The 17842-nt window shown below is 68.8% G+C and carries 16 protein-coding genes and 1 pseudogene; 8 read left to right on the top strand and 9 right to left on the bottom strand.

What is annotated here, in order from left to right:
* Positions 1-45: 45 nt before the first annotated feature.
* A complete protein-coding gene (locus IG75_RS0114260; RefSeq protein ID WP_081876919.1) occupies positions 46-1077 on the top strand; it encodes an alpha/beta hydrolase in 1032 nt (343 codons plus the stop codon).
* Between the two features lies 1 nt (position 1078).
* Here the strand turns inward: IG75_RS0114260 and IG75_RS0114265 are convergent, their stop codons facing one another.
* The 5 genes from IG75_RS0114265 to IG75_RS0114285 all read right to left on the bottom strand — a co-directional run bounded on the left by IG75_RS0114265 (position 1079) and on the right by IG75_RS0114285 (position 5572).
* Positions 1079-1642 (bottom strand): hypothetical protein, encoded by a 564-nt coding sequence (locus IG75_RS0114265; RefSeq protein WP_030521746.1) that lies wholly within the window; start codon positions 1640-1642, stop codon positions 1079-1081.
* Positions 1643-1729: 87 nt separating this feature from the next.
* Positions 1730-3334 (bottom strand): cobyric acid synthase, encoded by a 1605-nt coding sequence (locus IG75_RS0114270; RefSeq protein WP_030521747.1) that lies wholly within the window; start codon positions 3332-3334, stop codon positions 1730-1732.
* Complete coding sequence (gene map / locus IG75_RS0114275) at positions 3331-4194, bottom strand: type I methionyl aminopeptidase (RefSeq protein WP_030521748.1); 864 nt, start codon at positions 4192-4194, stop codon at positions 3331-3333. Before map ends, IG75_RS0114270 begins: the two co-directional genes overlap by 4 nt.
* 83 nt (positions 4195-4277) lie before the next feature.
* Positions 4278-4925, bottom strand: coding sequence for a GntR family transcriptional regulator (locus tag IG75_RS0114280; protein ID WP_051714630.1), 648 nt, complete (start codon positions 4923-4925; stop codon positions 4278-4280).
* A gap of 287 nt (positions 4926-5212) precedes the next feature.
* Positions 5213-5572, bottom strand: coding sequence for a DUF4254 domain-containing protein (locus IG75_RS0114285; RefSeq protein WP_030521750.1), 360 nt, complete (start codon positions 5570-5572; stop codon positions 5213-5215).
* 767 nt (positions 5573-6339) lie between these two features.
* Here IG75_RS0114285 and casG point away from each other — a divergent pair.
* The 6 genes from casG (at position 6340) to IG75_RS0114320 (ending at position 12092) form a co-directional block, all read left to right on the top strand.
* Positions 6340-7974, top strand: coding sequence for a steroid-24-oyl-CoA synthetase (casG, locus tag IG75_RS0114295; protein ID WP_030521752.1), 1635 nt, complete (start codon positions 6340-6342; stop codon positions 7972-7974).
* A gap of 124 nt (positions 7975-8098) precedes the next feature.
* Entirely contained in the window at positions 8099-8968 is an 870-nt protein-coding gene (locus tag IG75_RS0114300; RefSeq protein WP_030521753.1) for a helix-turn-helix domain-containing protein, read from the top strand.
* Between the two features lie 166 nt (positions 8969-9134).
* Positions 9135-10460, top strand: coding sequence for an APC family permease (locus IG75_RS0114305; RefSeq protein ID WP_081876920.1), 1326 nt, complete (start codon positions 9135-9137; stop codon positions 10458-10460).
* A gap of 99 nt (positions 10461-10559) precedes the next feature.
* The gene (locus IG75_RS0114310; protein WP_063834141.1) at positions 10560-11087 is read left to right on the top strand and encodes a hypothetical protein; all 528 of its coding nucleotides are present in this window, start codon (positions 10560-10562) and stop codon (positions 11085-11087) included.
* A 69-nt stretch (positions 11088-11156) separates the two neighbouring features.
* Entirely contained in the window at positions 11157-11651 is a 495-nt protein-coding gene (locus IG75_RS0114315; RefSeq protein ID WP_030521756.1) for a peroxynitrite isomerase, read from the top strand.
* A 213-nt stretch (positions 11652-11864) separates the two neighbouring features.
* Positions 11865-12092, top strand: coding sequence for a hypothetical protein (locus IG75_RS0114320; protein ID WP_030521757.1), 228 nt, complete (start codon positions 11865-11867; stop codon positions 12090-12092).
* Between the two features lie 23 nt (positions 12093-12115).
* Here IG75_RS0114320 and IG75_RS0114325 read toward each other — a convergent pair whose 3' ends face one another.
* The 4 genes and pseudogenes from IG75_RS0114325 to IG75_RS0114340 all read right to left on the bottom strand — a co-directional run bounded on the left by IG75_RS0114325 (position 12116) and on the right by IG75_RS0114340 (position 16506).
* The gene (locus IG75_RS0114325) at positions 12116-13903 is read right to left on the bottom strand and encodes a penicillin-binding transpeptidase domain-containing protein (protein WP_030521758.1); all 1788 of its coding nucleotides are present in this window, start codon (positions 13901-13903) and stop codon (positions 12116-12118) included.
* Between the two features lie 61 nt (positions 13904-13964).
* Entirely contained in the window at positions 13965-14828 is an 864-nt protein-coding gene (locus IG75_RS0114330) for a GNAT family N-acetyltransferase (protein WP_030521759.1), read from the bottom strand.
* Between the two features lie 223 nt (positions 14829-15051).
* Positions 15052-16059: pseudogene (gene ispG / locus IG75_RS0114335) on the bottom strand (flavodoxin-dependent (E)-4-hydroxy-3-methylbut-2-enyl-diphosphate synthase); the annotation flags it as partial.
* A gap of 180 nt (positions 16060-16239) precedes the next feature.
* On the bottom strand, positions 16240-16506 hold the full coding sequence (locus IG75_RS0114340) for a DUF2631 domain-containing protein (RefSeq protein WP_030521761.1): 267 nt from the start codon (positions 16504-16506) through the stop codon (positions 16240-16242).
* Between the two features lie 95 nt (positions 16507-16601).
* Between IG75_RS0114340 and dxr the strand changes: the two genes are divergently transcribed.
* A complete protein-coding gene (gene dxr / locus IG75_RS0114345) occupies positions 16602-17741 on the top strand; it encodes a 1-deoxy-D-xylulose-5-phosphate reductoisomerase (protein WP_030521762.1) in 1140 nt (379 codons plus the stop codon).
* Positions 17742-17842: the final 101 nt, after the last annotated feature.

Raw genomic sequence — 17842 nt, forward strand, 5'->3', positions numbered from 1 at the left:
TTCGGGCCTGCCATTGCTACTCATGGGTCGCCTAGATTGGAAGCCGTGACGAACGATTCCGCGGCCGGTATCGGCGCCCTCGGCCGGACCGCCGACTGGCAGCCGGATGTCCTCGGTGACGGGTACGAATACCGCACCCTGGAGCTCGGGCCGGATCCCGACGGCGAGGGGGATATCGTCGCCACCCTGGTCCGGCATCTGCCCCCGGCCGATGCGGCGACCACCGCCGACGCGGTGCTGTACGTGCACGGCTTCACCGACTATTTCTTCCAGCGGCACGTCGCCGAGCACTTCACCGCCCGCGGGCATCGTTTCTACGCGCTGGACCTGCGCAAATGTGGCCGATCGCTACAGTCCGGCCAGACCCCCCACTTCATCAGCGACCTCGCCCTCTACGACCGGGAACTCGATGATTCGCTCCGGCTGATCGCCACCGAGACCGAGGCGAACGTGCTGGTGGTGGCGCATTCGACCGGCGGTCTGGTGACCTCGCTGTGGCTGGACCGGCGGCAACGCGCCGGGGGCACGGCGGCCGCCGGTATCAGCGGACTGGTGCTGAACAGTCCGTGGTTCGACCTGCAGGGCCCGGCCTATGTGCGCACCGTGGGCACGCAACTCATCAACACGGTGGGCCGTTTCCGGGCGAAGTCGGCGCTGCCGCTCGGTAAATCCAGCGCCTACGGCGACAGCTTGCACCACAGCGTGGCCGGAGAATGGGACTACGACCTGGACTGGAAGCCGCGGCACGGTTTCCCGGTGCGGGCCGGTTGGTTGCGCGCGATCCGGCTGGGTCAGGCGCGGCTGCACCGCGGCCTGGATATCGGCGTGCCCGCGCTGCTGCTGCGATCCAAGCTCACCGAATTCGCCCGCGAATACGGGCCCGCGGTGGACATCGCGGACGCGGTCCTCGACGTCGCGCAGATCCAGCGCTGGGCGGGCTGCCTGGGCGACCGCACCAATATCGTCCCGATCGACGGCGCCCGCCACGATGTGTTCCTGTCCGCCGCGGGCCCACGGACCGAGGCCTTCCGGGAACTGGACAACTGGCTCGACTGGCTGGCCGCGCGGCCGGCCTGAGTCACCACATACTGGTCCGCAGCACGATCTCGGTCGCGAACTCCTGATCGGCTTCGGTGGCGACATTGTCGACGTCGATCCCGACCACCCGGAACTCGCCGTACACATGGCGGCCGGAACTATCGGCCACCGGACGCGGCAGCCGTTTGGTCACCAGCACGGTGGTGGGCAGCTCGACCGCCGGACAGCCGGCGTCGAGCACCGCCCCGTCCTCGTCGGGTACGGCCGGATGCCCGCGATCGGCGACCACCAGGCTCACGAAGCGGCCGAAACCCCTCGCGCAGACTTCCCATGCCACGCTGGCGCCGGTGCCCCGGCCGGCCACATTGGCCCAGGGCACGCCGATCTCGTCGAGGGCCGCGTACACCCCGGCGGTGTCGAGCCCCTCGGCCGTTTCGAACACGATGGTCCGCAGATCGGAACTGTGCAGACGTGCGCACACCCGGTCGTAGACGTCCGGGGGATCACCGGAATCGGGGAGCAGCAGCACGCTGTGCTGGGTCACCGGCCCGTCCACCCGCACCGTCCAGTCCCGGTCACCGACCGCGATGCGCCGAGATTCCATGCCGGTTGACGCTACACCGCCCACCCCCGCCATGGGGTCGACCGGGTCGACCGCGCCGAGATCGTGACGCCGGATCCGCCGCCGCGATCAGCCCGCGCCCGACAACGCTTCCAGGGTGGATCCGACACTCGGCAGCCCGGCGGGGACACCCTCGGCGAGGAGCCGGTCGAGTCCGGCGATATCGAGATGCGCGGACACCAGATCGGCGAGCAGGTCCAGTTGCGCGGCCCGCACCGCGGCCACCCGGGTGCCGGGAGCCACCGTGAACCCGGCGCGCCCGGCACACCGGGCGACCTCGGTGAGCCAGCCCCGCCGGAATTCGTCGGATTCCAGCAGCCCGTGCAGATGGGTGCCCCAGACCGCGCCCCGCGCCCCGCCCTCCGGGACGCGCTCCCCGGTCACCGGGCCGGCGCCGTCCGCCGCCTCCGCCCAGCCGGTGACGTACAGCCACGGCTGCTCGGCGCTACGCCGGACCCGGCCGTGATGGATCTCGTATCCGACCGCGGTCGTCTCCCCTGCCGCACCCTGTGCGCCGGCCGCGGTCGTCCGGCGCAGCACCTTCTGCCGGCCGAATTCGATATCCATATCGAGCAGTCCCAGCCCGGCGACCTCCCCCGTGCCCGATTCCACGGTGTCCACGATCCGGCGGCCCAGCATCTGGTAACCCCCGCAGATGCCGAGGATCGGCCCGCCCACCGCGGCCCGGCGGAGCAGCGCCTCGGCGATACCGGTACGCCGCAGCCAGGCCAGATCATCCACGGTGGCCTTGCTCCCGGGCAGGATGACCAGGTCGGCGTCCACCAGCGCCGACGGGTCGCTCACCCAGCGCACCGTGACGCCGGGCTCGCAGGCCAGCGCCTCCACATCGGTCGAATTCGATATCCGCGGTAAGCGCACGGCGGCGACGGTGAGCCATTCGCTGCCGATCGGGGCGGCGGGGCGCCCCACCGCGGCACCGGCGACGGTCCCCAGCGAATCCTCGGCGTCGATCCACAGCTCGTCGCAGTACGGCAGCACCCCGAGCGTCGGGCGCCCGGTACGCGCGGTCAGCTGGTCCAGGCCCGGCCGTAGCAGGTCCACATCGCCACGGAACTTGTTGATCACGAATCCGGCGATCAGCCGTTGATCTTCGGGTTCCAGTACCGCGAGCGTGCCGAAGAGATGCGCCAGTACCCCGCCCCGGTCGATATCGCCGACCACGAGCACCGGCAGCTCCGCGGCCCGGGCCAGACCCATATTCGCCAGATCCGTGGCACGCAGGTTGATCTCGGCGGGCGAGCCCGCCCCCTCACAGATCACCACATCGAACTCCGCGCGCAGCGCGGCGAGTTCGGCCGCCACGACCTCCCGCAACCGGGTGCGATGGGTGAAATAGTCCGCGGCGCCTACCGTATCCACCACCCGGCCGCGCACCACCAGCTGGGAACGCCGGTCGCTGCCGGGTTTCAGCAGGATCGGATTGAACCGCACGCTCGGTTCCAGCCCGCACGCCCGGGCCTGCAGTGCCTGGGCCCGGCCGATCTCCCCGCCGTCCAGGGTGACCACGGAGTTGTTCGACATGTTCTGCGCCTTGAACGGCGCCACCCGCACACCACGCCGCCGCAGCATCCGGCAGATACCGGCGACCACCACGCTCTTGCCCGCGTCGGAGGTCGTCCCGGCGATCAGCAGCGCCCCGCCGGGCCGGCTCACGGCAGAGTGAGGATTTCGGCGCCGGTCTCGGTGACCACCAGGGTGTGCTCGAACTGGGCCGTCCACTTGCGGTCCTTGGTGACCACGGTCCAGCCGTCGTCCCAGATCTCGTAGTCGATACCGCCCAGGTTGATCATGGGTTCGATGGTGAACGTCATTCCCGGTTCGATCACCGATTCGACGGCGGGCTGGTCGTAGTGCAGGATCACCAGGCCACTGTGGAAGGTCGGCCCGACCCCGTGCCCGGTGAAATCCCGGACGACGCCGTAGCCGAAACGGTTCGCGTAGGACTCGATCACCCGGCCGATCACGTTCAGCGCCCGCCCGGGACGCACCGCCTTGATAGCCCGCGCGGTCGCCTCTTCGGTGCGCTCGACCAGCAGTTTCACCTCTTCGTCGACCTCACCGGCGAGAAAAGTGGCGTTGGTGTCGCCGTGCACGCCGTGGATATAGGCGGTGACATCGATATTGACGATGTCACCGTCCTGAACCACGGTGCTGTCGGGGATACCGTGGCAGATCACCTCGTTGAGCGAGGTGCAGCACGATTTCGGAAAGCCTTTGTACCCGAGCGTCGACGGGTAGGCGCCGTGATCGCACATGTATTCGTGGGCGATCCGGTCGAGCTCGTCGGTGGTGACGCCCGGGGCGACCGCCTTACCCGCCTCGGCCAGCGCCCGGGCGGCGATCTGCCCGGCGATCCGCATCTTCTCGATGGTCTCGGGGGTCTGTACCCAGGGCTCGGACCCCTCCTCGGCCGTTTTCTTCCAGACGTACTCCGGCCGTTCGATCCCACGCGGGACCTCACGGATGGGAGTGGGGGTTCCTGGAAGCAGCGGCTGGCGGGTACGCACGGACATGCGCTCCAGAGTAGTCGGCGCAGGCCGGGCGGTCGCCGGGAACGGTCCCGGACGGTGCCGCCCGCCCCGCGTCGGGCTCGGGCTCAGCGGATGCGGCCGCCCGTACGGACCTCGAACGCGACCCGGTCGCCCCGATAGAGAGCGGCGACCCGTTCGATCGGACGGCCCTGGGTGTCCATCCCGCGGCGTACCACCCGGATCAGCGGTACCGCGGGCCGGCAGCCCAGCAGACCGGCTTCCCGGGGCGCGGCGAGCACGGTCTCGATACGTTCGGTGGCGCCGCCGTATTCGACACCGGAACTGCCGATCGTCGCCGACAGCGAGCCGAGCGGATCGAAACCCGCGCGCAGCCAGCCGAAACGGTCCAGCGAGAGATCGATACGTTCCAGCGCAATCGGTTCGCCGTCGGCGTGCAGCAGGCGTTCCAGCGTCATGATCGGGGTGTGCAGCGGAAGTTCCAGGTCCCGGGCGATCTCGGCGTCGGCCTCGGTGTCCTCCCAGGAGAGCAGACTGCGCACCACCCCGGAACCGTCCTCGACGGTGGGTTCGGGCGCCAGCGGCCGCACCACCTTCGGGCGGGCGAGCACGGTCCCACGGCCCTGTCTGCGGATGCGGCCCTCCACCGCGAGATCGCGCAGGGCGTGACGAACGGTTTCCCGGGCGACTCCGAAACGTCCGGCCAGTTCCCGTTCGGCGGGCACCCGGTCGCCGGGGCGTAGCTCGCCGAGCATCGTGTCCAGTTCGGCCCGGACCCGGTATACCTTCGACAGGGCGGTGATTCCCGGCACCGCGGCTGCCTGTGTGTCGAGGTCTTCGCGCGCCGTCACAGCGCCTACGACCCCTTCGGTCTGCCTCATGGCAGAAACTACCTCCAATTGGCCTGTACCGATGCGTTAACCGGGCATTCGCCGTACGGTTCCATCAGGTCTAGGCCATTCGACAATCTGCGGTCTTTCGCGTGCCCAACTCGGAGGTTCGACGACGTCCAGCGGACTGAACGCGGCGGTGAGCCGAACCCCTATTGCACCGGCAGCCGCCGGCGCCCGCCCGCTACCTCGGCGATCAAATCGGTGTAACCGTCGACCAGTTCGGCGAGGTGGTACCAGTGCCGGTGCGTCCGGTCGCTACGCACCCCATCCGCCTCGATCGCCTGATTCGCGGCCACCCAACTGAACGCCATCCGGTCGATCACCGCGCCGAGGCTTTCGGTGTGCAGTGAGGCGCCGTTGCGGTGCTGCGGCATCCTACGGGTGACCCAATCGTTGATGTCATCCACGAGTTCTGTTCTACGACAATCGATTTCCGCAATCTGCGCCATATCTCGAACCTGCGCGCGGCGCTTGTGCAGTTCGACCAGTGCGTGCGCGAAGCGCAACAGCACACGCTCCTGGATCCGCCGCCCTTGGAAGGCGCACAGCAGTTGTGGCGCAGTCGGCAGGGTTCCCAGAGTGGGTGCGCTCATCCGCACCCCTCGGACTCACCCGGCACCATCACACTCTGTACCAACATGATCGGCTCTCGATTCGGTAATCCCGGACATCGGATCGTTGTTCACAACAAGGCTAGCTGGATCATGCTCTTACATATGCAAGAACACAAGACTTCCGTATGCAATGTTGCGAACAGCGTCGTGCGCGAGCCTAACGATCCCTTCCGTGGAACCCGTAAGCGGTCCCACCGAAAACGCGTACCCGCCAAGATCCTTCCCGTCGGCGGCCCGAATCCCCGCCGCCGCGAACCATACCCGGCACACGCCCCGGACCAGGCGCGACAACGCGTTATGCGACCACATCGCAACCGTGCCGAGATCTGGTCGCGGCACACACCGGGAACCATACCGATCCCTATGGTCCTGTGACACAACGACCCCCGGCCACATGGCCCGCCGTCACGGGCCTTCTTCGCGGCGCCGGCTCCCGGCCGGGCCGAAACCCGCGGCGGCCATCCGGCCTTGCACACGGGATGCACGACCACACACCCGGCAGCGTTTGCCAATCGTTTGCCAACTCATCCGGATGCCCTGGCTCGCGGACCATTCTCCGCGGCGAGGAGAACCGCGGCCCCCGGCCACGACGGCCGGTCACCGTGGCGCCCGCGCGGTGCGGTATGGATTCTGAGGACAGTCGCCGACAAGGATGTGGACCCATGAGCAGTGCCCCCGACCCACGAGCCGCGCAGGTGGCCGCCGAGCTCACCGGCCCCGGTGGACCATTCGAACTGTCGACCGAGACGGTGCTCGGCTCCCCGCTCGCCGTCCGGCGCCACCGGCACCGCTCTCTGCGCGAACTGCTCGACCACTCACAGACCTGGGGTGAACGCGATTACCTGGTCACCGCCGACCGGCGTATCTCGTTCACCGAGCATGCCGCCGACGCCCAGGCACTGGCCCGCGCGCTGGCCGGCCGGTACGGCGTCGGCCGCGGCGACCGGATCGGCATCCTGGCCGCCAACGGCCCCGAATGGGTGATCGCCTTCTGGGCGGCGCAATGCCTGGGCGCGGTCGCGGTCGCGTACAACGCGTGGTGGGCCGCACCGGAGGTCGAATTCGGTCTCCGGCACACCGAACCGGCGGTCGTCGTCGCCGACGACCCCCGTGCCGCCCTCGCCGCGGGCCACGGAGTGCCGGTGCTCACCACTGCGGACCTGCCCGGGCTGATCGCCGACCATCGGGGGCCGGCCCCGGTCATACCGGTCGACGAGGACGATCCGGCCGTCGTCCTCTACACCAGCGGAACCACCGGCCGCCCCAAAGGAGTGGTACACACCCACCGCAACCTCATCGCGATCGCCGACTACCACCGCTACACCGACGCGCTCGGCGCGGTACTGGCCGGCCGCGCGCACCGCGAGCCGAGCGATAAGCGGTTCCTGCTCACCTCTCCCCTGTTCCATATCGCCAGCCTGCACAATCTGGTCGTCCCCCGGCTCGCGACAGGTGCGGCGGTGATCGTGCACACCGGCGCTTTCGCGGCCGACCGGGTGCTGTCGCTGATGGCGCGGGAGCGCGTGACCAACTGGGGCGCCGTGCCGACCCTGGCCGCCCGGCTGCTGGAACACGATCCGGCCGGGTACGACCTGTCGGCACTCACCGCGCTGTCCCTCAACGCCGCCCCCTCCTCACCGGCCTTCCAGCAGCGACTACGCGCCCGGCTGCCCGGCACCGGAATCGCACTCACCACCAGTTACGGCCTCACCGAGAGCGGTACCGCCGCCACGGTCGCGACACCCGCCGAACTCGCCGCCGACCCGGAGACCGTCGGGCGTCCGATTCTCGGTGTCTCCGTGGAGACCCGCGATCCCGCCGGAACTCCGGTGGCCGAGGGCGTCGAGGGCGAGATCTGGGTGCGCAGCCCGTACGTCATGCTCGGCTACTGGCGGGACGAGGCGGCCACCGCCGCGGCGATCGACGGCGAACGCTGGTTGCGGACGGGCGATTTCGGGACCCTGGCCGACGGCCGACTCCGAATGGCCGGGCGCCGTACCGATCTGATCCTGCGTGGCGGAGAGAATGTGTATCCCACCGAGATCGAGAACGTCCTCGACGAACATCCCGCGGTCCGGGAATCAGCGGTCCTCGGTGTGCCCGACGACGATCTGGGACAGCGGGTCGCGGCGGTGGTGGTGACCGACGATCCGGACGCCCTCGACGCCGGCGAACTGCGCGCGTTCGTCGCCGAGCGGCTCGCGTACTTCAAGGTCCCCGAACGCTGGACGCTCACCGCGACACCACTGCCGCGCAACGCGACCGGAAAGGTGCTGCGCCGCGAAATCACGCCATGAGCACCGGTTCCGGCCGCTGCTCGCCCCACTTCCGGTCTTTCCTCGTTATTGTTGCTCGACAGAGGGCGCGGCGGGCGAGGATCGTGGTCGGCGGGCCGCGCCGGGCGCGAGGGAAAGGGATGACATGGCAGGCAAACGCACCGTCCTCACGGCGGGCCTGCGTCGGCTCTCGGTGCTGCTGCTGGAGATGCGCGACGACGCGAAGCTGAGCAAGGAGGACGTCAGCGCGCGGACCGGTATCAATGTGACCACGCTGTACCGCATCGAGACCGCCCAGGCCCGGCCCCAGCGCCGCACCCTGATGACCATGCTGGACCTCTACGATGTCGAGGAGGCACGGCGTCAGGAGGCGCTGGAGCTGCTGTCGGACGCGCAGAAGCCCGGGATGTCGCGGCCCTACGAAGCCAGTCTGTCGGAGGTGTACGCCGCGTACATCAATTTCGAATCGGTGGCGTTGTCGGCCCGGCACTATCAGACCTCCTTCATCCCCGGCCTATTGCAGACCGAGCAGTACGCCATGGCTGTGATCGATACGTGCATGCCGAAATTGGATGCGTCGGATCTGGAGCGGCGCGCCCGCGCCCGGATGGACCGGGCGGCGGTACTGGCCAAGGACGAGCCGCTGGAACTGTGGGTGGTACTCGACGAGGCCGCGATCCGCCGGATGGTCGGGGGCCCGGAGGTTATGAGCGGTCAGCTGCGCCGGCTGGGTGAGGCGACCAAACGCAAGAACGTGATTCTGCAGATCCTGCCCTTCGACGCGGGCGCGCACCCGGGCATGGCCGGGTCCTTCACGATTCTCGACTTCCCGGACCCGACCGATCCGGAACTGGTCTATGTCGAGGGCATCTCCGGAGACGCCCTCGTCGAAGGACATACCGAGATCCGGCGATTCGGTGTCATGTTCGACCAATTGCGGGCGATGGCCCTGAGTCCCCGCGATTCCGCGGTCGTGATCGCGGAAGCGGCCGCGGCAGCCGAAGCTCTGGCCTGACCTTGTGAACAGCCCGTGAACGAGGAGTCCGGGCCACACCGAGTGGGTACCCAGATCGGAACTGTCCGATTCAGGGCTCGCACGGCCACTGCGGAGACGAGGGGTTCTCTTGGCAGACGTCACCGACCGGACCGATCCGGCACAGCAACCGGAATTGAAACGGGTCATGGGCCCGTGGCTGCTGTTGCTGTTCATCGTCGGCGATATTCTCGGTACCGGTATCTACGCACTCACCGGCCGGGTGGCCGGGGAGGTCGGCGGGGCGGTGTGGATCCCGTTCCTGGTCGCCTTCGGGGTCGCGATGGTCACCGGGCTCAGCTATCTGGAACTGGTCACCAAATATCCGCAGGCCGCCGGCGCCGCGCTCTACACCCACAAGGCGTTCGGGATCCATTTCGTCACCTTCATGGTGACATTCGCGGTGATGAGTTCCGGTATCACCTCCGCCGCGACCGCGGCCAAGGCCTTCGCGGCCAATTTCGCCGAAGCCTTCGAATTCGACGGGAAGGGGCCACTGCTCACCGTGATCGCGCTCGCCTTCATGGCGGCGGTCGCCGCGATCAACCTGCGCGGCGTCGGGGAGAGCGTCAAGGCAAATGTCCTGCTCACCTGTGTCGAACTGTCCGGTCTGCTGATCGTGGTGTGCATCGGCCTCTGGGCGCTGGGATTCGGCAACGGCGACTTCGGCCGGATCATCGAATTCGATACCGGCGACCGCACCGCGTTCGGCGGCGTCATCGCGGCGACCACACTGGCCTTCTACGCCATGGTCGGCTTCGAGGACTCGGTGAACATGGCCGAGGAGACCAAAGAGCCCAACAGGATCTTCCCCAGGATCCTGCTCACCGGGTTGCTGATCACCGGGGCGATCTATGTGGTGGTCTCGATCACGGCGGTGGCGCTGGTCCCACCGGAACAACTCGCCGAGGGCGATACCCCGCTGCTGCAGGTGGTGAAGATCGGGGCACCCGGGTTCCCCACTCAGATCTTCGCCTTCATCACGATGTTCGCGGTGGCCAATTCGGCCCTCATCAATATGCTGATGGCCAGCCGGCTGCTGTACGGCATGGCCAAGCACAAGGTGATCCCCCGGGTGCTGGGCCGGGTCGACCGGCGCCGGCGTACCCCCTACATCGCGATCCTGTTCACCACCTTGCTGGCCTTCGGCCTGCTCGCCTTCGTCGACCAGGTACCCGAGCTCGGTGGCACCACCGCACTGCTGCTGCTCGTGGTGTTCACCATCGTCAACATCGCGGTTCTCGTGCTCCGGCGCGACCGGGTGACCCACGAGCACTTCCGCACCCCGACACCGCTGCCCGTACTCGGCGCGGTGTGCTGTGCGTATCTGGCCACACCTTTCACCGACCGCAACCCCCAGCAGTACGCCATCGCCGGGGTGCTGCTGGTCGTCGGCGTCGTGCTCTGGGCGTTCACCGCACTGTGGAACAAACAGCACAATGTCCGGCCGGTGGGCCCGGGGGTCGATATCTGACCACCTGCCGCGTCTTCCGCCCAGGTCGCCGGTTTTCCAGCGGTGCGCGGGAATTCGCGGAAGTGACGAGTCGACGCGCGATCGGTAACGTATTCGCCGATGACAAGCATGGACGCCAGGTTCGGTGATGCGGCTGGGTCGGTGCCCCTGCCCAGCCCGTGGGACCTCAACGCCTACCTCGCCGACGTGGCCGCGCACCGGAAGCGGCCGATCTCTCTGCAGCCGGCCCACCGGTCGGCGCTGGCCGATCTGGGGTGCAACGGCAACGGCCTCTGGATCGCCCGTAAGAACGACGACATCATCGTCTACGACGCGTCGGCCTCCGGCCGCAACGCCGACCACATCGTGCTGCACGCGGTCGGCCATATGCTGCTGGGTCACGGCGGCCCGGGTGCCGAGGACCCCGACACCACCCGTATCTCGCTGGGTGCGCTCAACGCCTCACTGCTGGACGCTCTCGCCACGATCGCCCCCGGATCGATCACGCAGATCCTGGGCCGCGACGATTTCGGCCCCGACCGGGAACGCGAGGCCGGAGTCTTCGCCGAAATGACCATGGTCTACGCGGCGCTGCCCCGGCGCCGTACCCGCTCTTTCTGGCCGTTCGGCCGCCGCCGCAACAAGTAGCGGCAGGCCCGGCGCGCGGGCCGGACACGAGTACCGCGGGGACCGGCAGAGGGTCTACGCTTGTGGGCCGTGGCCGAACCGCAGACACCCGCCCCGCATCCCGCTATCGCCCCGCTGGCCGGTTTGCTCGGCACCTGGCGCGGTCGCGGCCAGGGCGACTACCCGACGATCGAACCCTTCGGTTATCTGGAGGAGATCACCTTCGGGCATCTGGGCCGGCCGTTCCTGACCTACCGCCAACGCACCCGGCACGCCGACGACAACCGTCCACTTCATGTGGAGGCCGGCTATCTGCGCTGCCCCGGCCCCGACCGGGTGGAACTCATCCTCTCCCATCCCACCGGGATCACCGAGATCTGCGAGGGAAAACTCACGCTCGGCGACGACGAACTGCGCCTGGAGCTGGAGTCGACCGCGATCGGTCTGAGTAGTACGGCCAAATCGGTGACCGCCCTCAGCCGGACCGTTCACATGCACGGCGGCGTCATCGACTACACGCTGCAGATGGGTGCGGTCGGACTGCCGCTACAGGATCACCTCGCGGCAAGTCTGCACAAAATCTGAATGGAACGTAACGAGTGGATCACGGATAACGTGGCCCGGATCACGATTTGCTCGTCATCGATTTAATCCACCTTTCCGTCTTGTCTCGGTGGGTATTCCCCGCTTAGGTTGGCCTGAGCAGCAAATCACCAGATAACTCTTCCGCAGAGCCCGGTCGCCAGCAGCACTCCGAGCTCGCTGTCTGTCGAACCTCTGAATCGGAGGGAGCCGGAAATGAAGCGTTCCGCCGTTGCTTTCATCACTGCCGGATTGATCCTGGGGGGTGCCGGGGTCGTCGAGATCCTGGGAACCGATACCGCTTCGTCCGCACCGGTCGCCGACCGGACCGTATCGGTCGTCGCGCCCGCCCGGGTCAGCGATTCGGTGACCACCGATACCCGCATCACCGATATCGGTCACCGTTATGCGACCGCGTCGGAAACCGGGTCCGCCGGCCAGTGATGGGCCACGGGTAACGACCGGTATCAGTACCCCGGGGGCAGCGCCGCCAGCATATCCCGCGTCACCGCCACCGAGTTATCCGAACTTCCGCCTCTGACCAGCAGCGTCGCGAAGGCGATATCGCCCCGGAACCCGACGAACCAGGAATGCGAACCTCCCTCCACTTCCGCTTCGCCGGTCTTGCCGAACACCTCCCCCTGATCGGCGATCCGGTCCGCGGTGCCCGCGACGACCACCTGCCGCATCATCGCCCGCAGCCCGCGCACCACCTCCGGTGCGAGGGCGGGCCGCGGACCGTCGACCACCGTCTCCCGGCCCGCGATCAGGTACGGGGTCGGCGCCTCACCCGAGGCGACGGCCGCGGCCAGGAGTGCCATGCCGAACGGACTCACCACCACCCGTCCCTGGCCTATCCCGTCCTCGGTGCGCTGGGTCCGGTCGTCCGCCGCGGGCACCGATCCGGAAAAGGTCGGCAGGCCCGCCACCGTGTAATCCGGTCCGATACCGAAAGCCGCCGCACTGTCGGTGAGAGCGGATTCCGGCAATTCACTGGCCAATCGGGCGAACGAGGTATTGCACGACCGCGCGTACGCGGTCGTCAGGGGTACGTCGCCGACGGAGAATCCATTGTAATTCGGAATCATCCGCTCGCCGATGGTGACCGCGCTGGGGCAGGAGACGACGGTATCGGGTGTCGCGATACCCTCGCTCATCGCGGCGGCCGCGGTCACCGTTTTGAACACCGATCCGGGCGGATACTGGCCGATGGTGGCCACCGGCCCGTCCCGGTCGGCGGCCGCGTTCTGCGCCACCGCGAGAATGCCGCCGGTCGAGGGCTCGATCACCACCATCATGGCCTGTTCCCGGCGCCCGTCGACCGCCCGCTGGGCCGCGTTCTGGATGCGGCGGTCCACACTCAGCGCGAAGGACGGCGCCGGTTGCGCCGCCACCTCGTGTAGCACTCCGGTCTCGGCACCGCCGGCATTGCGGGCCACCACCCGCCAACCCGACCGGCCGTCGACATCGTCGATCACAGCCTGCCGGACCTGGGTCATCAGATCGGGGGCGAATTTCCGGTCGGTGGGCGCCATATCCCACTCCTGGGTCACGCGCACGCCCGGGAGCCCGATCAACCGGGGGCCCGCCCGGCCGAACTCGGCCTCGTTCAGCACGATGACTGTGTACACGCCGTCGGCGGCGCGCGCGGAATCCAGGATGCGCTCCGGAGTGAGCCGCTCGTCGATATCGGCCAGGGCCCGGGACAGCGCCGTCGCCACCCGCTGCGGGTCGGCGCTGTCGGCGGCATCGAAGGTCACCCGCGAGACGGTGCCCGGAACCAGGACATCGCTACCGGACTGTTCGTTGACCCGGGCCCGCGGCGCGGGCTGTATCGACAACGCCATGGTCTGGGTATCGCCGAGGCGCGGATGCACGGCCGCGCCGCTCCAGCGCACCGTCCAGGCACCGCCGGCGCGCACCATCGGTAACTGCCCCGAATAGGTCCACGTGCGGCCGCCGGACAGCCGCCATTCGTAGGTGTAGTCGACAGTGGCGGTGTCACCGGTGATGCGGGCGGCGCCGGTGTCGGCGTGCAGCTCTTCGGCGCCCAATTCGTCCCACGCCGAAGTCAATGCGGCGAAGGCCTTTTCGGGCCGGGTGGTTCGATCGGCGGCCGCCTCGATATCACGCGCGGTGAACGCACCGAGAAAACCGTCCGCGGCGGTGATCGGCCCGGAGGAGCCCGCCGCACAACCGGTCACGGCGAACGCGAGCGCCGAGACCGTGATCACGAGTACCGATCGGATCGTCATCGGAGCCGATGGTAGGCGACCGGAGCCGGTGATCACCTGCGGCACACCGGATCCGAACGGATCAGTCGAGCAGGACCGTGGCGAATGTGGCGATCTGCCGGAACCCGACCGCCCGATAGGCCCGCCGGGCCACTTCGTTGTAGTCGTTGACGTACAGGCTGGCGGTACGTCCCGAAGCGACAACCGAGTTGGCCACCGCCGCCGTACCCGCCGTGCCCAGGCCCTGCCCCCGGTATTCCGGATGCACCCAGACGCCCTGGATCTGCCCGGTACGCCGGGACTGCGCCCCCACCTCCGCCTTGAACACGACCTCGCCGTCCTCGAACCGTGCCCAGGCCCGGCCGGCTTCGATCAGCCCGGCCACGCGGCGCCGATAGCCGCGGCCCCCGTCACCGGCCCGGGGATCGATCCCGACCTCCTCGATGAACATCGCGATCGCCGCCGCGAGATACCGGTCGAGTTCTTCGGGACGGACCTGGCGCACCTGCGGGTCGGCGGCCGATACGGCGGTATCGGTGAGTGCCAGCAGCGGCTGTGCGCCGCGGACCTCTCGTTCCGGACCCCAATGGTCGGCGAGCATTTCCCACAGCGGCAGCGCGAGTTCCTGCCGACCGACCACCGAGGAGCACAGCCGGGGCCACCGGATGGCCCGGTCGGCGAAGGCGCGCAGCGCCTCACGGCCGCCGCGCAGCGGAATGAGATTCACCCCGGAGAAGCACAGTGATTCCGATGGGCCGCCATGACTCCACAGCTCACCCTGGCCGCACCGGTTGTCCAGACCGTATTCCTGTAACCGGGCGGCGACCATGCAGGTGGCCACCGGGTCATCGTCGAGGACCCGGAGTACCTGGGCAAGGTCCCGCTTGGCGAGCTGACGCGCGGGAACGTATTTCGCGCGCCGGGTCGGCTCCAGCAGACTCCGCACCTACAACAGCCTGCCATGAACCGCACCGCAACGGTACGAATATCCGGAAAGCGTCCGCGCGGCGCGGCTGGGGCGGGCAGCGCCTACCGGCTCCCCCCGCCCGGGCGGCGATTGCGCGGGGGGAGCAGCCCCCGCCGAACACCGGGTTACCAGGGCCGGCGGGTCGTCGGCGGGGGCTGGCCCCCCCGCGCCACGGCCCGGCGGGCGGGGGGAGCCGGTAGGCGCTGCCCGCCCCAGCCGCGAGATCGGCCTCCCGGGCCTCGCCCGGACCGTTCACCACACAGCCCATGACCGCGACCCGCAGCGGCACCTCGAGGCCGTCCAGACCTGCGGTGACCTCGTCCGCCAGGGTGTACACATCAACCTGCGCGCGACCGCAGGAGGGACAGGACACGATCTCGAGTTTGCGGGGCCGCAGATTCAGCGACTGCAGGATCTGCGCGCCGACCTTCACTTCCTCGGCCGGGGGTGCGGACAGCGAGACCCGGATGGTGTCGCCGATACCCTCGCTCAGCAGCGCGCCGAACGCGACCGCGGACTTCACGGTGCCCTGGAAAGCCGGGCCCGCCTCGGTGACGCCGAGGTGCAGCGGGTAGTCGCACTGCGCGGCCAGCTGCCGGTAGGCCTCGACCATCACGACGGGGTCGTTGTGCTTGACCGAGATCTTGATATCGCCGAACCCGTGCTCCTCGAACAGGCTCGCCTCCCACAGCGCCGACTCCACCAGCGCTTCCGGGGTGGCCTTGCCGTATTTGGCCATCATCCGCTTGTCGAGGGAACCGGCGTTCACCCCGATCCGGATCGGGATACCGGCGGCACCGGCCGCCTTGGCGACCTCCGCGACCCGCCCGTCGAACTCCTTGATGTTGCCGGGGTTCACCCGCACCGCCGCGCAGCCCGCATCGATGGCGGCGAAGATGTAGCGCGGCTGGAAATGGATATCGGCGATCACCGGGATCTGCGATTTCTTCGCGATCGTGGCCAGTGCGTCGGCATCCTCCTGCCGCGGGCACGCCACCCGCACGATATCGCAGCCCGACGCGGTGAGTTCCGCGATCTGCTGCAATGTCGCGTTCACATCGTGCGTTTTGGTCGTCGTCATCGACTGCACCGAGATCGGGTGGTCGCTGCCCACACCGACACCGCCCACCATCAGCTGGCGGGTTTTACGCCGCGGTGCGAGCACCGCGGCCGGTGCGGTCGGCATCCCCAATCCGATTGTGCTGGTCACTTTCGGCTGCCTACTTTCGTACTGGTCCGGCCGGTCGGTGCCGAGTGTAGTCGCGCCCCGACCGGGGGCCGCCGAGACATGGACAACAGTCGTGACCGGCACCGGCACGTCACCGGCACGTCACCCGGCCGTAGCCCGCGGTGCCTCGCGCCGCAGCGCAGCCTGCGGAGAAAGCGCTGATTACCGGGGCTTGCGGCGCAGCACGATATCGCGGATCACGAGCACCGCCAGGGCGGCGGCGAATCCGATGAGGTACAGGTCCTCGACCTTGCCGTGGTGATTGCCCTTGAGCATGCCCAGCAGGATGACGATCACCACGACCGCGGCCACCTGGAACGTCCGGCGGGATTCCCCGCTCCAGCCCCAGGCCGCCGACGGAACCTCTGCGGGGTCCACCTTGGTGACGACAGCTTTGTCGCTGGTGGGTTCGACTTCCGTGGCGGCCACGATCGCTCCTCCTCGAGAGAACGGATACTGCCCGATATCGTGGCATACGACCGCCCGTCGTAGCCAGCAGGGGCACGGTCGGTGACAATGGGCAGGTGTCAGATCTCCGCAGAGTCCTCCTGCTCGGCAGCACCGGTTCCATCGGCACCCAGGCGCTCGAGGTGATCGCCGCGAACCCGGACAGATTCGAAGTCGTCGGGCTGGCCGCGGGTGGCGGGAACACCGGATTGCTCGCCGCGCAGATGGCCGCCACCGGCACGACCGCCGTGGCCGTGGCCGACCCGGTCGCCGGGGCCGAACTGGGAGTCCCGTTGACCGGGGCGGGCGCGGTGACCGAACTGGTCCGGCGCACCGAGGCCGACATCATACTCAACGCGCTGGTCGGATCCCTGGGCCTGGAGCCGACGCTGGCCGCGCTGGAAAGCGGCGCGACGCTGGCGCTGGCGAACAAGGAGTCGCTGGTGGCGGGCGGCTCGCTGGTCACCCGGGCGGCGCGTCCGGGCCAGCTGGTGCCGGTCGATTCGGAGCATTCGGCGCTGGCCCAGTGCCTGCGCGGCGGGCGGGCCGACGAGGTCGCCACCCTGGTTCTGACCGCCTCCGGTGGGCCGTTCCGCGGCTGGACCACCGAGATGCTGGACGGGGTGAACCCCGCCGAGGCGAAAACCCACCCGACCTGGTCCATGGGCCCGATGAACACCCTGAACTCGGCCTCGCTGGTCAACAAGGGCCTGGAACTGATCGAAACGCATCTGCTGTTCGGAATCCCCTACGACCGCATCGAGGTCACCGTGCACCCGCAATCGATCGTGCACTCCATGGTCACCTTCACCGACGGCTCCACCCTCGCCCAGGCCAGCCCGCCCGATATGAAGCTGCCGATCGCCCTGGCGCTGGGCTGGCCGGATCGCGTACCGGGGGCCGCCACGCCGTGTGATTTCGGCACCGCCGCCACCTGGACCTTCGAACCCGTGGACAACGCCGTGTTCCCAGCCGTGGAATTGGCCCGGGAAGCCGGTACCGCGGGCGGCTGCGTCACCGCCGTGTACAACGCCGCCAACGAGGTCGCGGTACAGGCCTTCCTGGACGGCCGGATCCGCTTCCCGGAGATCGTGCGCACCGTGGAGCAGGCGGTACGCGACGCCGACCGGTGGCGCGCCGAACCCACCGAACTCGCCGAGGTACTCGCGGCCGACGAGTGGGCACGCGACCGTGCCCGTACCCTCGTACAGCGGTAACCGATGTCTCGGATGGTCGAGGCACCGCGCGCGGGCGGTTACTGTGGACACGTGCTCGCGGCCGCTCCGGTCTCTGTGCGGGCCGGGAGTAATGATCTGCG

Source organism: Nocardia rhamnosiphila NBRC 108938 (assembly GCF_000720425.1).
Taxonomy (GTDB): domain Bacteria; phylum Actinomycetota; class Actinomycetes; order Mycobacteriales; family Mycobacteriaceae; genus Nocardia; species Nocardia rhamnosiphila.